The organism is Bradyrhizobium sp. HKCCYLS3070 (assembly GCF_051167575.1).
In the GTDB taxonomy this organism is placed as follows: domain Bacteria; phylum Pseudomonadota; class Alphaproteobacteria; order Rhizobiales; family Xanthobacteraceae; genus Bradyrhizobium.
Genome location: NZ_JBNPTI010000002.1, coordinates 394,040 through 411,880 on the forward strand (window position 1 = coordinate 394,040; position 17,841 = coordinate 411,880).

10 protein-coding genes are annotated in these 17,841 nt (G+C 65.0%); 3 read left to right on the plus strand and 7 right to left on the minus strand.

Annotated elements, in window-relative coordinates:
- Nucleotides 1-91: 91 nt before the first annotated feature.
- Entirely contained in the window at nucleotides 92-256 is a 165-nt protein-coding gene (locus ACQR03_RS10490) for a DUF3309 family protein (RefSeq protein WP_006614022.1), read from the minus strand.
- A 170-nt stretch (nucleotides 257-426) separates the two neighbouring features.
- Here ACQR03_RS10490 and ACQR03_RS10495 point away from each other — a divergent pair, with 170 nt between their 5' ends.
- Nucleotides 427-738, plus strand: a complete 312-nt coding sequence (locus ACQR03_RS10495) for a polyhydroxyalkanoic acid system family protein (RefSeq protein WP_316172481.1) — start codon at nucleotides 427-429, stop codon at nucleotides 736-738.
- On the opposite strand, the gene treY is transcribed toward ACQR03_RS10495, so the two are convergent.
- From treY to treS, 5 genes are read right to left on the minus strand one after another with little or no spacing between them, the layout of a single operon-like run.
- Complete coding sequence (gene treY, locus ACQR03_RS10500; protein ID WP_434841315.1) at nucleotides 739-3,540, minus strand: malto-oligosyltrehalose synthase; 2,802 nt, start codon at nucleotides 3,538-3,540, stop codon at nucleotides 739-741.
- A 1-nt stretch (nucleotide 3,541) separates the two neighbouring features.
- Entirely contained in the window at nucleotides 3,542-5,308 is a 1,767-nt protein-coding gene (gene treZ, locus ACQR03_RS10505; protein WP_316172479.1) for a malto-oligosyltrehalose trehalohydrolase, read from the minus strand.
- On the minus strand, nucleotides 5,305-7,380 hold the full coding sequence (glgX, locus tag ACQR03_RS10510; protein ID WP_315750201.1) for a glycogen debranching protein GlgX: 2,076 nt from the start codon (nucleotides 7,378-7,380) through the stop codon (nucleotides 5,305-5,307). Before glgX ends, treZ begins: the two co-directional genes overlap by 4 nt.
- 4 nt (nucleotides 7,381-7,384) lie before the next feature.
- Nucleotides 7,385-9,523: a 1,4-alpha-glucan branching protein GlgB gene (gene glgB, locus ACQR03_RS10515; protein WP_316201193.1), complete on the minus strand. Its 2,139-nt coding sequence runs from the start codon at nucleotides 9,521-9,523 to the stop codon at nucleotides 7,385-7,387.
- A complete protein-coding gene (gene treS / locus ACQR03_RS10520) occupies nucleotides 9,520-12,825 on the minus strand; it encodes a maltose alpha-D-glucosyltransferase (RefSeq protein WP_316201192.1) in 3,306 nt (1,101 codons plus the stop codon). The genes glgB and treS overlap by 4 nt, the downstream gene beginning before the upstream one ends.
- Before the next feature lie 355 nt (nucleotides 12,826-13,180).
- Here treS and malQ point away from each other — a divergent pair, with 355 nt between their 5' ends.
- Together malQ and ACQR03_RS10530 are read left to right on the plus strand one after the other, a co-directional pair.
- Nucleotides 13,181-15,133 (plus strand): 4-alpha-glucanotransferase, encoded by a 1,953-nt coding sequence (malQ, locus tag ACQR03_RS10525; RefSeq protein WP_316201588.1) that lies wholly within the window; start codon nucleotides 13,181-13,183, stop codon nucleotides 15,131-15,133.
- Between the two features lie 41 nt (nucleotides 15,134-15,174).
- Nucleotides 15,175-16,986, plus strand: coding sequence for a glycoside hydrolase family 15 protein (locus ACQR03_RS10530; protein ID WP_316172476.1), 1,812 nt, complete (start codon nucleotides 15,175-15,177; stop codon nucleotides 16,984-16,986).
- An 11-nt stretch (nucleotides 16,987-16,997) separates the two neighbouring features.
- Here ACQR03_RS10530 and ACQR03_RS10535 read toward each other — a convergent pair whose 3' ends face one another.
- The gene (locus tag ACQR03_RS10535) at nucleotides 16,998-17,822 is read right to left on the minus strand and encodes an HAD family hydrolase (protein ID WP_316172475.1); all 825 of its coding nucleotides are present in this window, start codon (nucleotides 17,820-17,822) and stop codon (nucleotides 16,998-17,000) included.
- Between the last annotated feature and the right edge of the window lie 19 nt (nucleotides 17,823-17,841).

A 17,841-nucleotide genomic window follows, 5' to 3' on the forward strand; every position in this document is an offset into this window, starting at 1 on the left:
TACGATGCGGGGGCGCAATCAAGGCCAGGCCGACGTGGCGCGGCCACGTCAGCCCGAGCTGATCAGTTGGATGGCTATGAGATCGATCGGATCAGATGCGTCCGAGCAGGACGAGAATCAGCACGATGACGATGATCAGGCCGAGGCCGCCGCCGCCGTAGTAGCCGGTGCCGTAGAACGGACCGCCGCCGATGCCGGAAAAGCCGCCGAGCAGGGCGATGATGAGAATGATGAGGATGATAGTTCCGATGGACATGTGCTTCCCTCCAGTGCCCGGCAGCGGGGCGACAACGTGCTCTGCCTTCGCCGAGGAAACTGGTTGGAACTTCGAAAGTTCCGCGTGGGAACAAGTAAAATGCAGCGTGTGTCTTTGCGGTCGTAGTCACCGATGACTACGTAGAGAGGGTTGTTAGTCAGGAGATCGCGATGTCAAGACCGCTTGTCGTTTCCATTCCGCATCGCCTCGGCAAGGACGAGGCCGTGCGCCGGCTCCAGGCCGGTCTCAGCCGCGCCGCGACCAGCGTTCCGGTCCTGAAGGTCGACGAAGAGCGCTGGGAGGGCGACAAGATGATCTTTCGCGTTCGCGCGCTCGGTCAGGCGGCCTCGGGCCATGTCGACGTCGCCGACGATCACGTGCGTGTCGAGGTCGTGCTGCCCTGGCTGCTGCAGCGCTTTGCCGAGGTGGCGCAATCCGCGATCCGCAGCCGCGGCCAGCTGCTGTTGACGAAGAAGAGCTGATCAGGTCGGCGCCGCTGCTGTCCGACGTCGACCAGGCGGGTGGGCTGCCGCGTCGGTCCGCGCCGGGATCGCCGCTGCAGGCAAATGCGTGAAGATGGAGGACACCGCCAGGATGCCGTCCTGCATGTCTGCCGGTATGTAGCCGCGGGCATGAACCTCGGCGTCGAAACCATCTGCGTGGGGCCACACCCGGCCACCGTCGGTGAAGGGTGCAAAGTTGCGCACAGTGACGACGACGACGGCGTCCCGCCCACGCCGCCGTGCGAAGGCAATGACGTGATCGGCATGACGTCCGCTCACCTCGAGCGGCTCGTAGGAGCCGTCGGTGAACACGGCGGGCATCTGGTTGCGAAGCTTCAGCAGCTCCCGCGTCCAGGCGAGCTTGATGCGGCCGTCCGGCCAATGGTCCGCGAGGTGGGCCCAGTCGGGAGTCTCGCACGCACGCTGCGCGTGCTCACGCGCGGCGAAATCGACCGGGCGGCGGTTGTCCGGATCGACCATCGAAAGGTCCCAGAACTCGGTGCCCTGATAGAAATCCGGCACGCCGGGCATCGTCGCCTTCAGCGTGAGCTGGGTCAGCGAGTTCAGCGCGCCGAGCAAAGCGAGTCGCCTGGAAAGCGTCTCCAGCGACTGCAGGAACTCGGGCGAGCGCTCGCGATCCAGGATGCGGTCGATGAAGGCGCGCAGGCCGTTCTCATAGGCCTCGTTCGGATTGAGCCAGCTGGTCTCCTCCTTGCCCTCGCGCGCGGCCTTCAGCGCATAGGCCTGCAGCCGCTCGGGCAGGGTGCCATCGGTGCCGCTTGCCGGCCAGATGCCGACGAGTGTCTGATACAGCATGTATTCGAACGCCGCCGAGGGCGCGCGCATCTTGCCATCCGTGATGACGTGCGGCGCGTTCAAGGTCTTCCAGCGCGCCATTGCGGACGTCCAATCGTTGGGCAGCTCGGTGATGGCGGCGAGCCGCGTGCGCGCATCCTCGCCGCGCTTGGTGTCGTGGGTAGCAGTGGCGGTCATGCCGTGCGGCCAATGCCTGCCGCGGTCCCGCATCAGCTTGTGGAAGTCGGCGATCGCCAGAGCATGCGCCGCTGGATCGCCACCGACCTCGTTGAGCGCGAGCAGTCGGTGGAAGCGGTAGAAGGCGGTGTCCTCCAGCGACTTCGCCATCATCGGCCCGGTGAGCTGCTGCACCTTGAGGGCGAAGCGGCGCACACGCGGGACGCTGTGGTTGGTGCTGCGGTCGCGCTTGATGAGATCCATGGTCAGCGCATCGCGCAGGAACTCGAAGATCGAGCCGTCGGAGGCGAACCATTCGGCCCGGGCGCCTGCGATGGCGTGGTCGATCAGCTTGCGGTCGGTCTCGGTCGGGCCGGCTGTGGTGAGATAGGTGCGATAGACCGGGAAGTGAAGAACATACAGCTCGAGCGCCTGGCGCAGGATGTCTTCCGAATAGTCGCGCGTCGAGTAGTGGCCGTTGGCGATGCGCGCCAGCAGGCGGGTCAGCACGGTGAACTCGCTGGTCAGCAGCGTCTCCAGCACGCGCCGCTTGGCCTCCTTGATCACAGGCGCGAGCTTCGGCGGCTTGTTGCTGATCTGGCGCCAGATCTCGTCCAAGGGCTCCAGACCTTTGCCGTCGATCAGCACCTGGGTGATGACGTTCATCCACTCGTAGCCGGTGGTGCCGTGCACGCCGGCAAAACCCGGCAGCTTCTCGTGCTCGCAGAGAATCTTCTCGATGACGACGTAGAACGGCCCGGCTGCGGGCCCCCGAGCGTCGCGGATCAGCCGGCGCAGGCGCTGAAAATATTGTGCGGGATCGCGCAGGCCATCGATATGGTCGAGCCGCAGACCCTGCAACTGACCATCCGCGATCAGCTTCTTGACCAGCCGGTGGATAGCCTCGAACGTGCCGGCGTCCTCGACGCGCAGGCCCGCCAGCGTGTTGACGTCGAAGAAGCGGCGGTAGTTGATGTCGCTGGACGCAAGCCGCCAATGGCCGAGCTTGTAGTGCTGTCGCTCCAGCAGATGATGCAGAGCGAGCGTCTGCGCACCACGGTCGGGGCCGGCCTTATAGGCCGCGATCCCCTGGGCAATGACGTCGGCCGCGCCGGGAATGGCCTTGAGGGCCGCCTTGAACGCCGGCGCTTCCTTGCGGTTCGGATGGCGCAAGCCGCGATAGCGCGACGCCAGGTCGAGAATCGCCTTGCCGGCCTCGCTGCTCTCCTCACCGGCCTCCTTGACGATGATGCGCAATACCTCGCCGTAGCGCTCCGGCGCGATCGGCAACCGATGCTCGAAGTACCAGCAGGAGAACGAGCCTTCGTCCGGGTCATAGCGCAGCTCGATGTCGCCATGTTCGAGCGCGTGGCCGTAGGAGGTGCCGATGATCGGCAGCAGCACGCCGCCGCGCGCGCGGTACGGCAACTGGTCCCAGTCGATGTCGAACGAGGCGGCGTGCGGCGAAGCCTGGCCCCATTCGAGCACGTCGAGCCACCACGGATTGTCGTCGAAATGCACGCCGACATGGTTCGGCACGAAGTCGAGGATGAGGCCGAGATCGTACTGCTTCAGCGCCGCGCTCAGTTTCGCAAAGCCGTCCTCGCCGCCGAGCTCGGGATTGAGCTTGGAATGATCGGTGATGTCGTAGCCATGCGTCGAGCCCTTCCGCGCCGTCATGAAGGGCGAAGCGTAGACGTGGCTGATGCCCAGCGCCTTCAGATATGGCAAGACGCGTGCGGCCGATTCGAAGTTGAAATCACCCGTGAGCTGCAGGCGATAGGTCGCGAGGGGAATGGCCGGAGGCATGCTATCCCCCGATGCTCCAGAACACCGACCACGGCGGCAGGCGGTCTCCAGGCGTGTCGCCCCAGATCGGGGTGCCCGGGACGCCGGTCGGCGAAGCCGCGAGCTCCTTGTCGGAGACGTTGGCAAGCAGATTTAGCCGGCTGCCATCGCCCATCAGCCAATGCGCGCTCAGGCGACCGTCATCGGTCACGTCCGCCTCGCCGAATTTCGCTCCCGGAAGCCGCGGCGCAACCTCCTTGTGACGCACCGCAAGGAGCGCGCGCACCAGCGCGAGACGCTCGCGCCCCGGCGACTCATTGCGGGAGTCCCAGTCGATGATTGCGGACTGGAAGGTTTCGATGTCGAGCGGATCGGGAACCTCGTCGCCATATTTGGCGTACGCCCACTCGTACTCCCTGCGGCGTCCGTTGCGCACGGCATGCGCGAGGTCGCCCTGGAAGTCGCAGAAGAACGGGAACGGCTGCTTCGAGCCCCATTCCTCGCCCATGTACAGCATCGGGACGGTGGGCGCGAGCAGCGTCACCGCGAGTGCCGCCGCGATCCCTTCCGGCGACGCCAGCGCCTCCAGGCGGTCGCCGAACACGCGGTTGCCGATCTGGTCGTGGTTCTGCAGGAAGTTGACGAACGCGCCGGGGGCCAGATGACCGCTCGGCTCGCCCCGCGGATCGCCGCCCCAGAATGCCGCGGGTTCGCCTTGGTAGACGAAGCCGGAGGCGAGCGCGCGAGCGAGATCGCGGCGCGGCGCCTGCTGGTAGTCGCCGTAATAGCCGCCGCTCTCGCCGGTCAGGATCACGTGCCAGGCGTGATGATAGTCGTCGTTCCACTGCGCGCGAAATTTGCCGCGCGGCGGCTCCTCTGCGGAATCCAACATGCTGGCGCGGTTGTCGCCGTTTTCGAGCACGAGATGGATGTGCCGCCCGGTTGCTTCGACCAGCTTGCCCACGGCGGCACTGAGATCGTGCAGCATCGGAATCTCACCCTCGTTGGACAGGATGTGATTCACGGCGTCGAAGCGCAGGCCGTCGAAGCGATAGTCCGTCAGCCAATGCAACGCGTTCTGAATCGCGAAGGCGCGCACTTCGGAGAGCCGGTAGTCGATTGCGCTGCCCCACGGCGTATGCGCGTCGGTGAAGAAGGTCGGCGCATAGCGGCCGATGTAGTTTCCCTCCGGGCCGAAGTGATTGTAGACGACGTCGAGAAACACCATGATGCCACGCAGATGCGCCTCGTCGATCAGCGCGCGCAGATCATCGGGACGCCCATAGACGCTGTCCGGCGCGTAGAGCAGCACGCCGTCATAGCCCCAGTTGCGGGAGCCGGCGAAGTCCGCCAGCGGCATCAGTTCGAGCGCGGTGATGCCGGTTTCAACGAGATGATCGAGCTTGTCGATCATTGCGCGGTAGGTGCCTTCCGTCGTGAAGGTGCCGACATGGCTTTCGAGGAACACGGCATCCTGCCATGGACGACCGCGCCAGTTTTCGGAGCGCCAGGTGTAGGCACGGTGGTCGATGATTTCGCTCGGGCCGGAGACATCCTCCGGCTGGAAATCCGAGCCGGGATCTGGAACGTCGAGCTCATCGTCAATACGGAACTTATACCGCGTGCCGGCGCCGGCGCCGGCGACGTCGAGCGAATACCAACCGCCATCCCCGCGTTGCATCTCATGCTTGACGTCGAGGATCAGATCGACGCGCCTGGCGGCGGGCGCCCACAGCCGGAACGTCGTGCCGTCCTGCGTGAGCCGAGGTCCGAATTGACGGCCGTTCATGACTGGCCCGCATACGCCAGCACGGAGCGGGACGGGGCCTTGAGGTCCGCACCGGACGCGAAATCGATCGGCGTCTGCTGGGCTTCGGTGGTGTTCAGGACCTGTTGCCACGTCTTGTACTCGGCAAGCTTGGGCAATTTGAATCCGATCTCTTCGGGGGCCGCGTTCAGAACGATAAAGATCGGAGCCTGTTCCTGTTCCACCGGAGCGAGCACATAGGCGAGAAATCGTCCGTCGGGAAAGGTCCAGTCGGTTTGCGTCATCTCCTCCGCCGAAGGCGTCAGCCACAGCACGCCGAAGCTGCCGTCCGGGCGGCGGCCATCGAGCCAGCGGCGTGCGCGAATCTGGCCGAAGCGGCGGCGCAGCTCGGTCATGTGCGCGATGAAGTCGATGAGATCATCGCCCTCGCGGCCCATGCCGCTCCAGTCCACCCAGCCGACCTCGTTGTCCTGGCAATAGGCGTTGTTGTTGCCATGCTGCGAGTTGCCGACCTCGTCGCCTGCGAGCAGCAGCGGCAGGCCCTGTGCGAGGAACAGACAGGCGAGCTGGTTCTTGCGCGACTGCCGCCGCAGCGCCGTGATCGTCACGTCGTCGGTCGGCCCCTCATGACCGAAATTGTTGCTGTGGTTGTCGTTGGAGCCGTCGCGATTGTCCTCGCCGTTCGCTTCATTGTGCTTGCTGTTGTAGCTGAAGAGATCGGCCAGCGTGAACCCGTCATGGACGGTGACGTGATTAACGCTGGCGCGCTGGGTGCGGCCGTCATGGTTGAAGATGTCGGACGAGCCGGTCATGCGGCTCGACACCTCGCCGATCAGGCTGCCTTCGCCACTCCAGTAGCGACGCATGGCGCTACGATAGCGGTCGTTCCATTCGGACCATTGCGAGGGGAATGCGCCGACCTGATAGCCGCCGAGACCGACGTCCCAGGGCTCAGCGACCAGCTTGACGCTCGCCAGCACCGGGTCCTGGCGGATCGCGGTGAGAAAGCCGCTGCGCCGGTCGAAGCCGTGCTTCTCGCGCGCCAGGGTGGTGGCAAGGTCGAAGCGGAAGCCGTCGACGTGGCAGACCTCGACCCAGTAGCGCAGCGAGTCCATCACCATCTGGAGCACACGCGGATGCGTCAGGTTAACGGACGAGCCGCAGCCGGTGAAATCGTCGTAGAAGCGCGGATTGTCGGGCTTCAGCCAGTAGTAGGACGCGTTGTCGATGCCGCGATAGCACAGGGTGGGTCCGAGATGGTTGCCCTCGGCGGTATGGTTGTAGACGACGTCGAGCATGACCTCTATGCCGGCATCGTGCAGCCTTGCCACCGTCGTCCGGAAGGCATCGAGCGGATTGTCCTGCGCGTAGCGAAGCTCCGGCGCGAAGAACGAGATCGTGTTGTAGCCCCAGTAGTTGACCAGCTTCTTCTCGACCAGCATGCGGTCGTCGATGAAGGCGTGGATGGGAAGCAGCTCGATCGTCGTGACGCCGAGCCGCTTCAGATGCTTGATCATCGCCGGCGACGACAGCCCGCCATAGGTGCCGCGCAGATTGGGTGGGACGTCGTCGCGCTTGTTGGTCAGGCCCTTGACATGGGCCTCGTAGATGATCGTGTCCTCCCACGGGATCTGCGGCCGCATTTCGCGCCGGCCCCAGTTGAAGGTCTCGTCGATGACGACAGCCTTGGGCATGCCGCGGGCGTTGTCGCGCCGGTCGAACGAGAGATCCTCGCGCGGCGAGCCGGCGCGGTAGGCGAAATGGGCGTCGCTCCAGACCAGCCGGCCGGCGAGCCGCTTGGCATAGGGGTCGAGCAGCAGCTTGTTGGCATTGAAGCGGTGGCCCTGCTCCGGCTCGTAAGGACCGTAGACACGGTAGCCATAGAGCTGCCCCGGCGAGACATCGTTGAGATAGCCGTGCCAGACATCCTCCGTCCGCTCCGGCAGTTCGATGCGCTCGATCTCGCGCCGGCCCTGGCTGTCGAACAGGCAGAGCTCGACCTTCTCGGCATTGGCGGAGAACAGGGCAAAATTGGTCCCCCGTCCGTCCCAGGTTGCTCCGAGACGGGCGTGGCTTCCAGCGGCCAGGCGCATTGCGTCAGGCTTCCGGGAGGAGAAATACCGCTGCCATGGGCGGGAGGATGAGGTTGAGCTGGTGTTCTTCAGAGGCATGGACCTGGCCGACGTTGCCGACATTGCTGCCGCCATAATGCAGGGAGTCGGAATTGAAAGCTTCCCTCCATCTGCCGCCGAACGGCACGCGGACCCGGTAATTGTAATACACGTTGGGCGAAAAGTTCACGACCACGACGCAGCGCGCGTGCTCATCGAAGCCCTTGCGCACCCAGGCGAAGACGTTTCGGTCGGAGTCGTCGGTCATCAACCACTCGAAGCCGTCCGGCTCGCAGTCCCGCTCATGCAGCGCCGGCACGTTGCGGTAGAGGTGGTTGAGGTCGCGGATCAGGGCCTGGATGCCGGCATATTTGGCGTCGCCGAGCAGATGCCAGTCGAGCGAGGTATCGTGATTCCACTCGCGCTCCTGGGCGAGCTCGCAGCCCATGAACAGGAGCTTCTTGCCGGGATGCCCGAACATGAAGCTGTAATACGCACGCAGGTTGGCAAAACGCTGCCAGTCGTCGCCCGGCATCCGGCCAAGGATGGAGCGCTTGCCGTGCACGACCTCGTCATGCGACAGCGGCAGGATGAAGTTTTCCGAAAAGGCGTAGTGCAGGCCGAACAGGATCTCGCCGTGGTGATATTTGCGGTGGATCGGGTCCTTGCTGATGTAGCGCAAGGTGTCGTGCATCCAGCCCATGTTCCACTTGTAGCCGAAACCGAGCCCGCCCATGTCGACCGGGCGAGACACCTGCGGCCACGCCGTGGATTCCTCGGCAGCCGTCGTCGCCTGCGGGAAATGGCCGAACACGTCGATATTGGTCCGGCGCAGAAACTCGATGGCCTCGAGGTTCTCGCGCCCGCCATATTTGTTCGGAATCCAGCCGCCGGACGGACGGCTGTAGTCGAGATAGAGCATCGAGGCGACGGCATCGACGCGCAGACCGTCGATGCCGTAGCGCTCCAGCCAGAACAGCGCGTTCGAGCGCAGGAAATTGGCGACTTCGGTGCGGCCGTAATTGTAGATCAGCGTGCCCCAGTCGAGATGCCGGCCCTGCATCGGGTTGGCGTGCTCGTACAGCGCGGTGCCGTCGAAATGGCCTAGGCCGTGCGGGTCATCCGGGAAATGGCCTGGCACCCAGTCGAGCCACACCGCGAGGCCCTCGCGGTGGCACGCATCAACCAGCGCACAGAAGTCCTCAGGACTGCCGAAGCGGCTGGTCGGCGCGAATAGGCCGGTCGGCTGATAGCCCCAGGAGCCGTCGAACGGGTGCTCGCTGACCGGCAGGAATTCGATGTGCGTGAAGCCCATGTCGCGTGCATAGGCCGGCAGTTGCTCGGCGAGTTCGCGATATGTCAGCCACTGGTTATTGTCCTTGCGCCGCCACGAGCCGAGATGCACCTCATAGATCGAGACCGGCCTGTTCAGCTTGTTGATGTCATGCGGCGCCGGCCGAGGTCGCGGCAGGCTGGACTCGTCGACCACGATCGATGCGGTCTTGGGACGCATCTCGGCCGCGAAGGCCATCGGGTCCGATTTCAGCGGCAGGTGCTCGCCCTGCGGGCCGATGATGTCGAACTTGTAGTGGTCGCCGGCCCTGGCGCGGGGAATGAACAGCTCCCAGTAGCCGTTGCCGCGGACGCGCATCGGGTGGCGCCGCGCATTCCAGAAGTTGAAATCGCCGACCACGCTGACGCGACGCGCGTTCGGCGCGAGCACGACGAAGCCGACGCCGTCGACGCCGTCGAGCACCATTGGATGCGCGCCGAGCTTGTCGTAGAGCCGCTCATGATTGCCTTCGCCGAGCAGATGCAGGTCGAAGTCGCTCAGGATCGGCAGGAAACGATAAGGATCTTCGAGGTCGGTGACGTGGTCGCCGAATGTCGCCCGAAGCCGATAGCGCTGCAGCGACGGCATGGTCCCGGTGAACAGGCCGGCATCATGGATGCGCGTCAGCGCGGCGACGTCGCCGTGCTCGCCGACCACCTCGACGCGGGAGGCCTCGGGCAGGAACGCGCGCACGACCGTCCGCCCGTCGACATTGTGCTGACCGAGATAGCGAAACGGGTCGGCATGCCGACCTTCGATGATCGCAAACGCCTCGGGAGAAAGATGGGTCATGAGGACTCGCTGGCTGATGCTGGCTCGGACAGGACGCGAAGCAGGTTGCTCAATGCGATGCGCAACCAGTCCGGCCGGTGAGCCAGATCATATTCGAGCGCTCCGAGGGCTTTTTCCAGCATGAAAAAGTTAAGGAGCGCCTCCGCCGTATGCGGATCGTCCGGCCAGAGGCGCTGACTGGCCTTGATCTCGCGATAGCCAGCCAAGAAGGCGGTCGCTGCCTGGTCGCGCCATTCCGACAGCGCGGCGGCGATACGGCCGTGATCGTCCTGGCTCGCCCTCAGGGCGCGCTCCTGGGCGACGCGGACCGAGCAATCGATCGAGCGCAGGAAGCCTGCGATGTCGCGCGCCGGCGGCGCCTTGCGCCGACGCTCCGCAAGCGGCTGCTCCTCGTCACCGTCGAAGTCGATGATGAAAATATCGTCTTTGACGATGAGGATCTGGCCGAGATGGAAATCGCCATGCAGCCGGATGTCGCAGCCGCCGATATGGTGCGGGATCAGGCTGCTGAGGCGCTCCGACAGCTCGCCGCGCCTGGCGAGCACCTGGTCGACCAGCCCTCGTTCCGGATCCTTGAGGTGATCGCGGCGCTCGCTCAGGCCCGTGAGGATCCGGTCAGCCTGGCCGCGCAGCCGGTCGATCCAGTGATCGAGATGATCTGCGTTCGTGGGCTCGGGCGCGAAATCGACGATGTCGCTGCGCGAGGCGAGCGCCGCATGCAACTCGCCGACGCGACGGCCTGCCTGCGCCATGTAGCGCAGATAGGGCGACAGCTCCTCGCTCTGCCGCTCGTCGCCGCTCGCGGCGAACACGCGCTGGTCGTCGACGTAGCGATCGAGATAGGCGGCGCTGACGGTCCAGCCGTCGCCCTGGTTCTCGACGAAGCCGTGGACGCAGCCGACGGTCTGCCGCTCGCCCTCCTGGATCACCTCGATACTCCCGAGCAGCGGCGGGACATTGGCGAAGCCCACCGCCTCCGTGAGGAATCGGCCGATCTCGATCTCCGGATGCGGGCCGGCCTCCAGCTCGCGGCGGATCTTGATGAAGAACTCGTTGTTGACGACCGCCTTGCTGCTGCAGCGGTCGGTTTCGACCACGCGCACCTGCTCGGATTCGCGGATTGGCTTGTCCGGAAACCGCGGCGTCGGCCGGAATTCGAGGCGCACACCGTTTTCCTCGACCGTCAGCGATTGCTTCAGATTGTGCAGGAGCAGCGCGAGAAAGATCGGGCTGGTCGCCGCATCGAGCAGCGTTCCCTCGCGGGCGCCCTGGCGCACGGCGGCGAAGGCCTGCGGATTGTAGCGATCGCGATCGAAGCGGACCCATTCGATCTGCATCGGCAGCAGATAGCGCAGCCTGTCGTCGCGCTCCGCGGCCTTGAAGAAGATCAGCCAGGGCCGGTTGTCGCCGATGTCGCAGAACGGGATCGCCGAGGTCAGGGTCGGATGGATCGCGTCCGCCGAGCGCTCGGGGTACCATCGCGCGCGCGCCAGATGCCCGGGCAGAACGTCGCGTTCGAACACGCTGCGGGTGCGGGCCAGCGATACCCAGGTCGAGCCGAGCGGCACGACCAGCGTCTCGAACTCCGGCACCGCGCGCTGGATGATGGGCTCCGACTTCTCGCGCTCCTTGAGCTGGAACCAGTAGAATCCGTAGGGCGCGAGCGTGATCATGTATGGCAGCTCGCCGATCGCGGGAAAGCGCGAGCGGCCGAGCATCTCGATCGGGACGCGATCCTTGAACGGCGAGAGATCGAGCTCGGTCGCCTGCGCCGAGCGCGACAGGTTGGCGACGCAGAGGATGACCTCGTCCTTGTACTGGCGGACGTAGGCCAGAACCGACCGGTTGGCCGGGCGGATGAAGGTCATGGTGCCCCTGCCGAAGGCCAGCGTCGACTTGCGCATCGAGATCAGCTTCTTGGTGGCGTTCAAAAGCGACGACAGGCTGCGCGACTGCGCCTCGACATTGACCGCCTCGTAGCCGTACACCGGGTCCATGATCATCGGCGCGTAGAGCCGCGCCGGGTCGGCGCGCGAGAAGCCCCCATTGCGGTCGGGCGTCCATTGCATCGGCGTTCGTACGCCGTTGCGGTCGCCGAGATAGATGTTGTCACCCATCCCGATCTCGTCGCCGTAATAGATGATCGGCGTGCCGGGGAACGACATCAGCAGCGAGTTCATCAGCTCGATCTTGCGCCGGTCGTTGTCCATCAGCGGCGCGAGGCGGCGGCGGATGCCGACATTGATGCGTGCGCGCGGATCGTTGGCGTAGGTCGACCACAGATAGTCGCGCTCGACGTCGGTCACCATCTCCAACGTCAGCTCGTCATGGTTGCGCAGGAACAGCGCCCATTGGCAGGTCGCGGGGATGTCGGGCGTCTGGCGAAGGATGTCGGTGATCGGGAAGCGGTCCTCCTGGGCGATCGCCATGTAGATGCGCGGCATCAGCGGGAAGTGATAGGCCATATGGCATTCGTCGCCCTGGCCGAAATATTCCTGAACGTCCTCCGGCCACTGATTGGCTTCCGCCAGCAGCAGCTTGTCCTTGGCGTAATTGTCGAGCTCGACACGCAGGCGCTTGATGATCGCATGCGTCTCCGGGAGGTTTTCGTTGTTGGTGCCGTCGCGCTCGCAGAGGTAGGGGATGGCGTCAAGCCGGAAGCCGTCGACGCCGGCATCGAGCCAGCGTTTCATCACCTGGATGATCGCGTTGACCACGCGCGGATTGTCGAAATTGAGGTCCGGCTGGTGCGAGAAGAAGCGGTGCCAGTAGAACTGGCCGGCCTCCGGATCCCAGGTCCAGTTGGACTTCTCGGTATCGGTGAAGATGATTCGGGTGCCGAGATATTTCTGGTCGGTGTCGCTCCAGACGTACCAGTTGCGGGCGCTGGAGCCGGGCGGGCTGCGCCGGGCGCGCTTGAACCAGTGATGCTGGTCGGAGGTGTGGTTGACGACGAGTTCGGTGATCACCCGCAGGCCGCGCCGCTTGGCTTCCTGGATGAAGCGCTTGAACTCCTTCATCGTCCCGAAATCGGGATTGATGCTGCCGTAGTCGGCGATGTCGTAGCCGTCGTCGCGGCCGGGCGAGGGGTAGAACGGCAACAGCCACAGCGTGGTGACGCCGAGGTCCTGCAGATAGTCCAGCTTGTCGGTCAGGCCGGCGAAGTCGCCGACGCCGTCATTGTTGCTGTCGGCGAACGCCTTGACGTGCAGCTGATAGATGATCGCGTCCTTGTACCAGAGACCGTCGCCGTCGGGCTCGGTCTGCAGGCTGGGCGAATCCAGGGATGACATCAGGTTCATGAGGCCCTCACCTAGGAGAGAGGATGATGATGCGGCTGCGATCGGAGGCGTCTCGAAAGATGTCTCGGCCTCGACAGATGCGGCTCTCCTCAAAAGAGGGCAGAATAGGGGAGAAAGCGTCTTTGAGGGCGACGCTCTCGAACGTGTGCGCAAATTTGTTCACGGTGATGCCATTGACAATAAAACGGCGTCCCGGTTCGCTAGAAACCGAGACGACCCCAATTACAAAGCCGCAAGGCTCGTTTTGTTCCCCGGGGAACGACGGCCTTGCCGCGGCGTTAGGGGCTTATCCTCTTGCCGTCCCACAACAATTTTACGACGTACGACTTCCCGTTACGTCCAGATCGCGTGCCGAATGGATCTCTACAGCGAAGCCCATAGTCTCGGAATCCTGACAGAATTCTACGATGGTCAGGGGCACCGTCGTGTGACCGACGAAGCGGCCCTCAAGATCATCGTGGAGGCCTTTCCCCGGCCCACGCCGCATCGGCTGCTGAGCGATGCGGTGGTGATTCGCTCCGGGCAGCCCGCGCGCAGCCGCCTGACCGAGGCGGCGAAGCTGCCGGTCAGGTGGACCATCAGGCGTGGCGACGCTGAGATCGCGAAGGGAGACGCCGGCGAGGCCCTGGTCGAGTGGCCGGGTGATCTGCCGGTCGGCAGCTACCGCCTCGAGCTGGCGGATGCGTCGTCGTACCGCGAGGAGCTGCCGCTGCTCGTCGCACCGGCGAAGGCCTTCGCCGGTGATTTCGACCGTGTCTGGCTGCTGGCGGTGCAGCTCTACGGCATTCGATCCGGCCGCAACTGGGGCATGGGCGATTTCACCGACCTTGCCAATCTCATCACGCTTTGCGCCGAACTCGGCGCCGATGGCGTCGGCCTCAATCCGTTGCACGCGCTGTTCGACGATCGGCCGGGCGATTTCAGCCCTTATGCGCCGAACAGCCGGCTGTTCCTGAATGCGCTCTATGTCGATGTCGAGCAGGCCCCGGGCTTCGCGAAGGGGCCCGGCAGCAAGGTGCTGGAGCCGCTGCGGCAGGCCGAGCTGGTGGACTACAAGGGTGTGGCGGCGTTGAAATGGCCGGCCCTGCGTGCCGCCTTCGACGCTTTCATGGCTGCGCCCGACGCCGCGGCCGCTGCGGAGTTCAAGGCCTATCGGGCCGAGCGTGGCGAGCTGCTGGCCCGCTTCACCTGCTTCGAGGTGTTGCGGCATCGCTTCCAGAAGCCCTGGTGGGACTGGCCCGAGGAGTGGCGGCAGCCCGATGCTGCGCGCTGCGCGGCGCTGCTCAGCGGCCCCGACCGGAGGGAGGCCGAGTTCATCGCCTATGTGCAATGGCTCGCCGAGCGACAATTGCGCCATTGCCGGGATCTCGCGCATCGGCTGGGAATGAAGGTCGGCTTGTATCTCGACGTCGCGGTCGGCGTTCAATCCGACGGCTTCGATGCCTGGAACGAGCAGGGCGCCATTTCGCGCACGCTCTCGGTTGGGGCGCCCCCCGATCCCTTGAACACGGTCGGGCAGAACTGGGGGCTCGCCGGGTTCAACGCGCCCGGACTGGCGCTGAAGAATTTCGAGCCGTTCCGGGAGATGGTTCGGGCGTCGATGCGGCATGCCGGCGCGATCCGGCTCGACCATGTGCTCGGTTTGAAGCGACTCTATCTGGTGCCGCACGGATTTCCGGCCAAGCAGGGCGCGTACGTGCAGATGCCGTTCGAGGCGCTGTTGGCCGCGACCGTCATCGAGAGCGTCGCCAATGAATGCATCGTCATCGGCGAGGATCTCGGCACCGTGCCGGAGGGCTTTCGCGAACAGATGGCCGATTGGGGATTGTGGTCCTACAAGGTGATGATCTTCGAACGCGACGACAACGGCCGCTTCCGCGATGTCGACTTCTATCCGCCGAACGCGCTGGTGACGCTGAATACCCACGACCTCTCGACCTACGCCGGCTGGCGCTCGTTCGGCGATCTCAAGACCAAACGCGGGCTGGGCATCGATCCCGGTGAAAGCGACCAGGATCGCTGGGATGCGTTGGGGCTCTGGGACGAGGTGCTCCGCCAACACGGCATTCAAGCCAACGACGTCCACTCAGCGATCGCCTTCCTGTCGCGGACGCGGTCCCGGCTGCTGGTGATTTCCCTGGAGGATCTGCTGGAGGTGGTCGATCAGCCCAATATTCCCGGCACGATCGACGAGCATCCGAACTGGCGCCGCAAGATGCCGATCAAGCTCGAGGACATCGCCGGTGCGACCAGCGTCGCGGCGTTGAAGGCGGCGACCGCCGAACGGATCAGCCCGGCCGGCGTTTAGAACGGGGGGATTGCTGGGGGGCAGTTGCACGCGGATGCCAAATGTCCTGCAGGATCGAAGACTACGCCCTGATTGGCGATTGTGAGACGGCTGCCCTGGTGAGCCGGAACGGGTCGATCGACTGGCTGTGCTGGCCGGCGTTCGATTCCGACGCCTGTTTCGCCGGCCTGCTGGGTGATCGCAGCCACGGCCGCTGGCTGATCGAGCCGCGCGGCGTCGTCCGATCGACGTCTCGACGTTATCGCGGCGACAGCCTCATCCTTGAGACACGATACGAAACTGCGACCGGCACCGTCGAGATGATCGATTTCATGCCGCCGCGGGGCAGGGCCTCCGATGTCGTTCGGCTGGTCCGCGGCGTCTCCGGCCGGGTCGCCATGCGGATGGAGCTGATCATCCGCTTCGGGTTCGGCATCGAGATTCCCTGGGTCAAGCGTTCCGAGGATCGCTCCGCGCTGCTCGCCATCTGCGGCCAGGACATGGCGGTGCTGCATACGCCCGTCGCGACCCGCGGCGCGGACATGACCACGGTGGCGGAGTTCGAGGTCGCTGCCGGCGAAACCGTGCCTTTCGTGCTCACCTACGGTCCGTCGCATCTGCCGGCGCCCAAGGCGATCGATCCGGATCAGGCGCTGGATGACACCGAAACGTTCTGGGCCGACTGGTCGCGGCGCTGCACCCATCAGGGCGAGCATCGCGCACTCGTGATGCGCTCGCTGATCACCTTGAAGGCGCTCACCTACGCGCCGACCGGCGGCATCGTCGCGGCGCCGACCACCTCGCTGCCGGAGAAGCTCGGCGGCCGGCGCAACTGGGACTACCGATTCTGCTGGCTGCGTGACGCGACGTTCACGCTGCTCGCGTTGATGAACTCAGGCTACACCGAGGAAGCGCTGGCCTGGCACAACTGGCTGCTGCGCGCCGCGGCGGGCGCTCCCGCCTACATGCAGATCATGTATGGCATCATGGGCCAGCGGCGGCTGATGGAGTGGGAGGCCGAGTGGCTGCCGGGCTACGAGGGTGCCCAGCCGGTGCGGATCGGCAATGCCGCGCATGCGCAGCTCCAGCTCGACGTCTACGGCGAGCTGATGGATGCCTTCCATCAGGCCCGCATGACCAAGCTCAAGCTGGACGACGGCACCTGGGACCTGGAATGCGCGGTGCTCGACCATCTCACCGACGTCTGGGACCAGCCCGACCACGGCATCTGGGAACGCCGCGGCGATGGCCGTCACTACGTGTTCTCCAAGGTGATGACCTGGGTGGCGTTCGATCGCGCGATCAAGAGCGCGGAGAAATTCGGGTTCAAGGCGCCGCTGGAGCGCTGGCGGCGGCTGCGCGAGACGATTCATCGCGATGTCTGCGCCAAGGGCTACGACGAAAGCCTCGGCAGCTTCGTCGAGTCCTATGGCTCGCGGCTGCTCGATGCCAGCCTGCTGCTGTTGCCGGCGGTCGGCTTCCTGCCGTGCTCCGATTCGCGCATTCGCGGCACGGTCGACGCGATCGAGGAGCATCTGCTGCGGGACGGCTTCGTGCTCCGGCACGATCCGCGCGAGGTCCCGCCGGACGAGCAGCAGCCGATCGAAGGCGCGTTCCTGGCCTGCACGCTGTGGCTGGCCGACGCCCATGTCCTGGCGGGCGATACGGAGAAGGCCGAGACGCTGTTCCGCCGCGTGGTGAACATCGCCAACGACGTTGGACTGCTGGCCGAAGAATACGACACCGAGGCACGGCGGCAGACCGGCAACTTTCCCCAGGCGCTGACCCATATCGCGCTGATCAACACGGCGCAAAATCTGAGCAGCGCCAAGAAGGCCAGCGACAAACCCGCAAGGCAGCGGTCGGGAGCCTGAGCTGCCGCGCGTCAGCTTGCGGATGAGCCTTGCGCGTTTTCCGCCAGGATCATCTCCATGGCATTGGCAAAGCCTTCGTCCTGATTGGACGTGGTGATGCGCTTGGCCTTGCTCTTCACCTCGTCGCTGGCATTGCCCATGGCGATCGACAATCCGCTCACCTCGAACATCGCGACATCATTGTGCATGTCGCCGATGGTCGCGACCTGGTCGAGCGGAACGCCGAGCCGCTTGGCCATCGCCGTGACGAAGGTGCCCTTGTTGCGCCCGGGCGGAGTGATGTCGAGATAGTAGCTCTGCGAGCGGACCGCCGTCGCCTCGGTCCCCAGCGTCTGCTGCATCTGGCTCTCGCAGTGCGCCAGCAGCTCGAAATCGCTGCTGGCGCCGACGATCTTGCAGGCGTTCGACAGATAGGGGGAGAAATCGTCGACGATCGTCGGCTCCGCGCGTATCGCGCGCCGCTCGTTCGGGACGTATTCGCCGTCCGGATTGCGCGTCAGCCAGGCATCATTGGTGAAGACCCAGATGTCGACCCTGGATTGTTGGAGAAGATCGACGCAGCGCGCGGCGGCGGCGGGCGGGATCAGGCTCTGCTCGAGCGGGCGCATATCGGCGTCGATGATCGAGCTGCCGTTGAACGGGCCGACCGGAAGGCTGATCTGCAGCGGCTCGATCAGAAAGCGCATTCCGATCGCTGGGCGGCTCGAGGTGAGCGTGAAGGCGACGCCACATTCGTGCAGCCGTCGCGCCACCTTCGCGGCCCGCTCGGTCAGAACCTTGTCCTTGGTCAGCAGCGTGCCGTCGACGTCGGATACGACGAGAGCGATGCGGGTCATGAGCCCTTCCTGTTCGCGG

Coding starts and splice junctions, on each gene's coding strand:
- ACQR03_RS10495 (WP_316172481.1), top strand. CDS start 427: ATGTCAAGACCGCTTGTCGTTTCCATTCCGCATCGCCTCGGCAAGGAC.
- treS (WP_316201192.1), bottom strand. CDS start 12,825: ATGAACCTGATGTCATCCCTGGATTCGCCCAGCCTGCAGACCGAGCCC.
- glgB (WP_316201193.1), bottom strand. CDS start 9,523: ATGACCCATCTTTCTCCCGAGGCGTTTGCGATCATCGAAGGTCGGCAT.
- ACQR03_RS10490 (WP_006614022.1), bottom strand. CDS start 256: ATGTCCATCGGAACTATCATCCTCATCATTCTCATCATCGCCCTGCTC.
- malQ (WP_316201588.1), top strand. CDS start 13,181: ATGGATCTCTACAGCGAAGCCCATAGTCTCGGAATCCTGACAGAATTC.
- glgX (WP_315750201.1), bottom strand. CDS start 7,380: ATGCGCCTGGCCGCTGGAAGCCACGCCCGTCTCGGAGCAACCTGGGAC.
- treZ (WP_316172479.1), bottom strand. CDS start 5,308: ATGAACGGCCGTCAATTCGGACCTCGGCTCACGCAGGACGGCACGACG.
- treY (WP_434841315.1), bottom strand. CDS start 3,540: ATGCCTCCGGCCATTCCCCTCGCGACCTATCGCCTGCAGCTCACGGGT.
- ACQR03_RS10535 (WP_316172475.1), bottom strand. CDS start 17,822: ATGACCCGCATCGCTCTCGTCGTATCCGACGTCGACGGCACGCTGCTG.
- ACQR03_RS10530 (WP_316172476.1), top strand. CDS start 15,175: ATGTCCTGCAGGATCGAAGACTACGCCCTGATTGGCGATTGTGAGACG.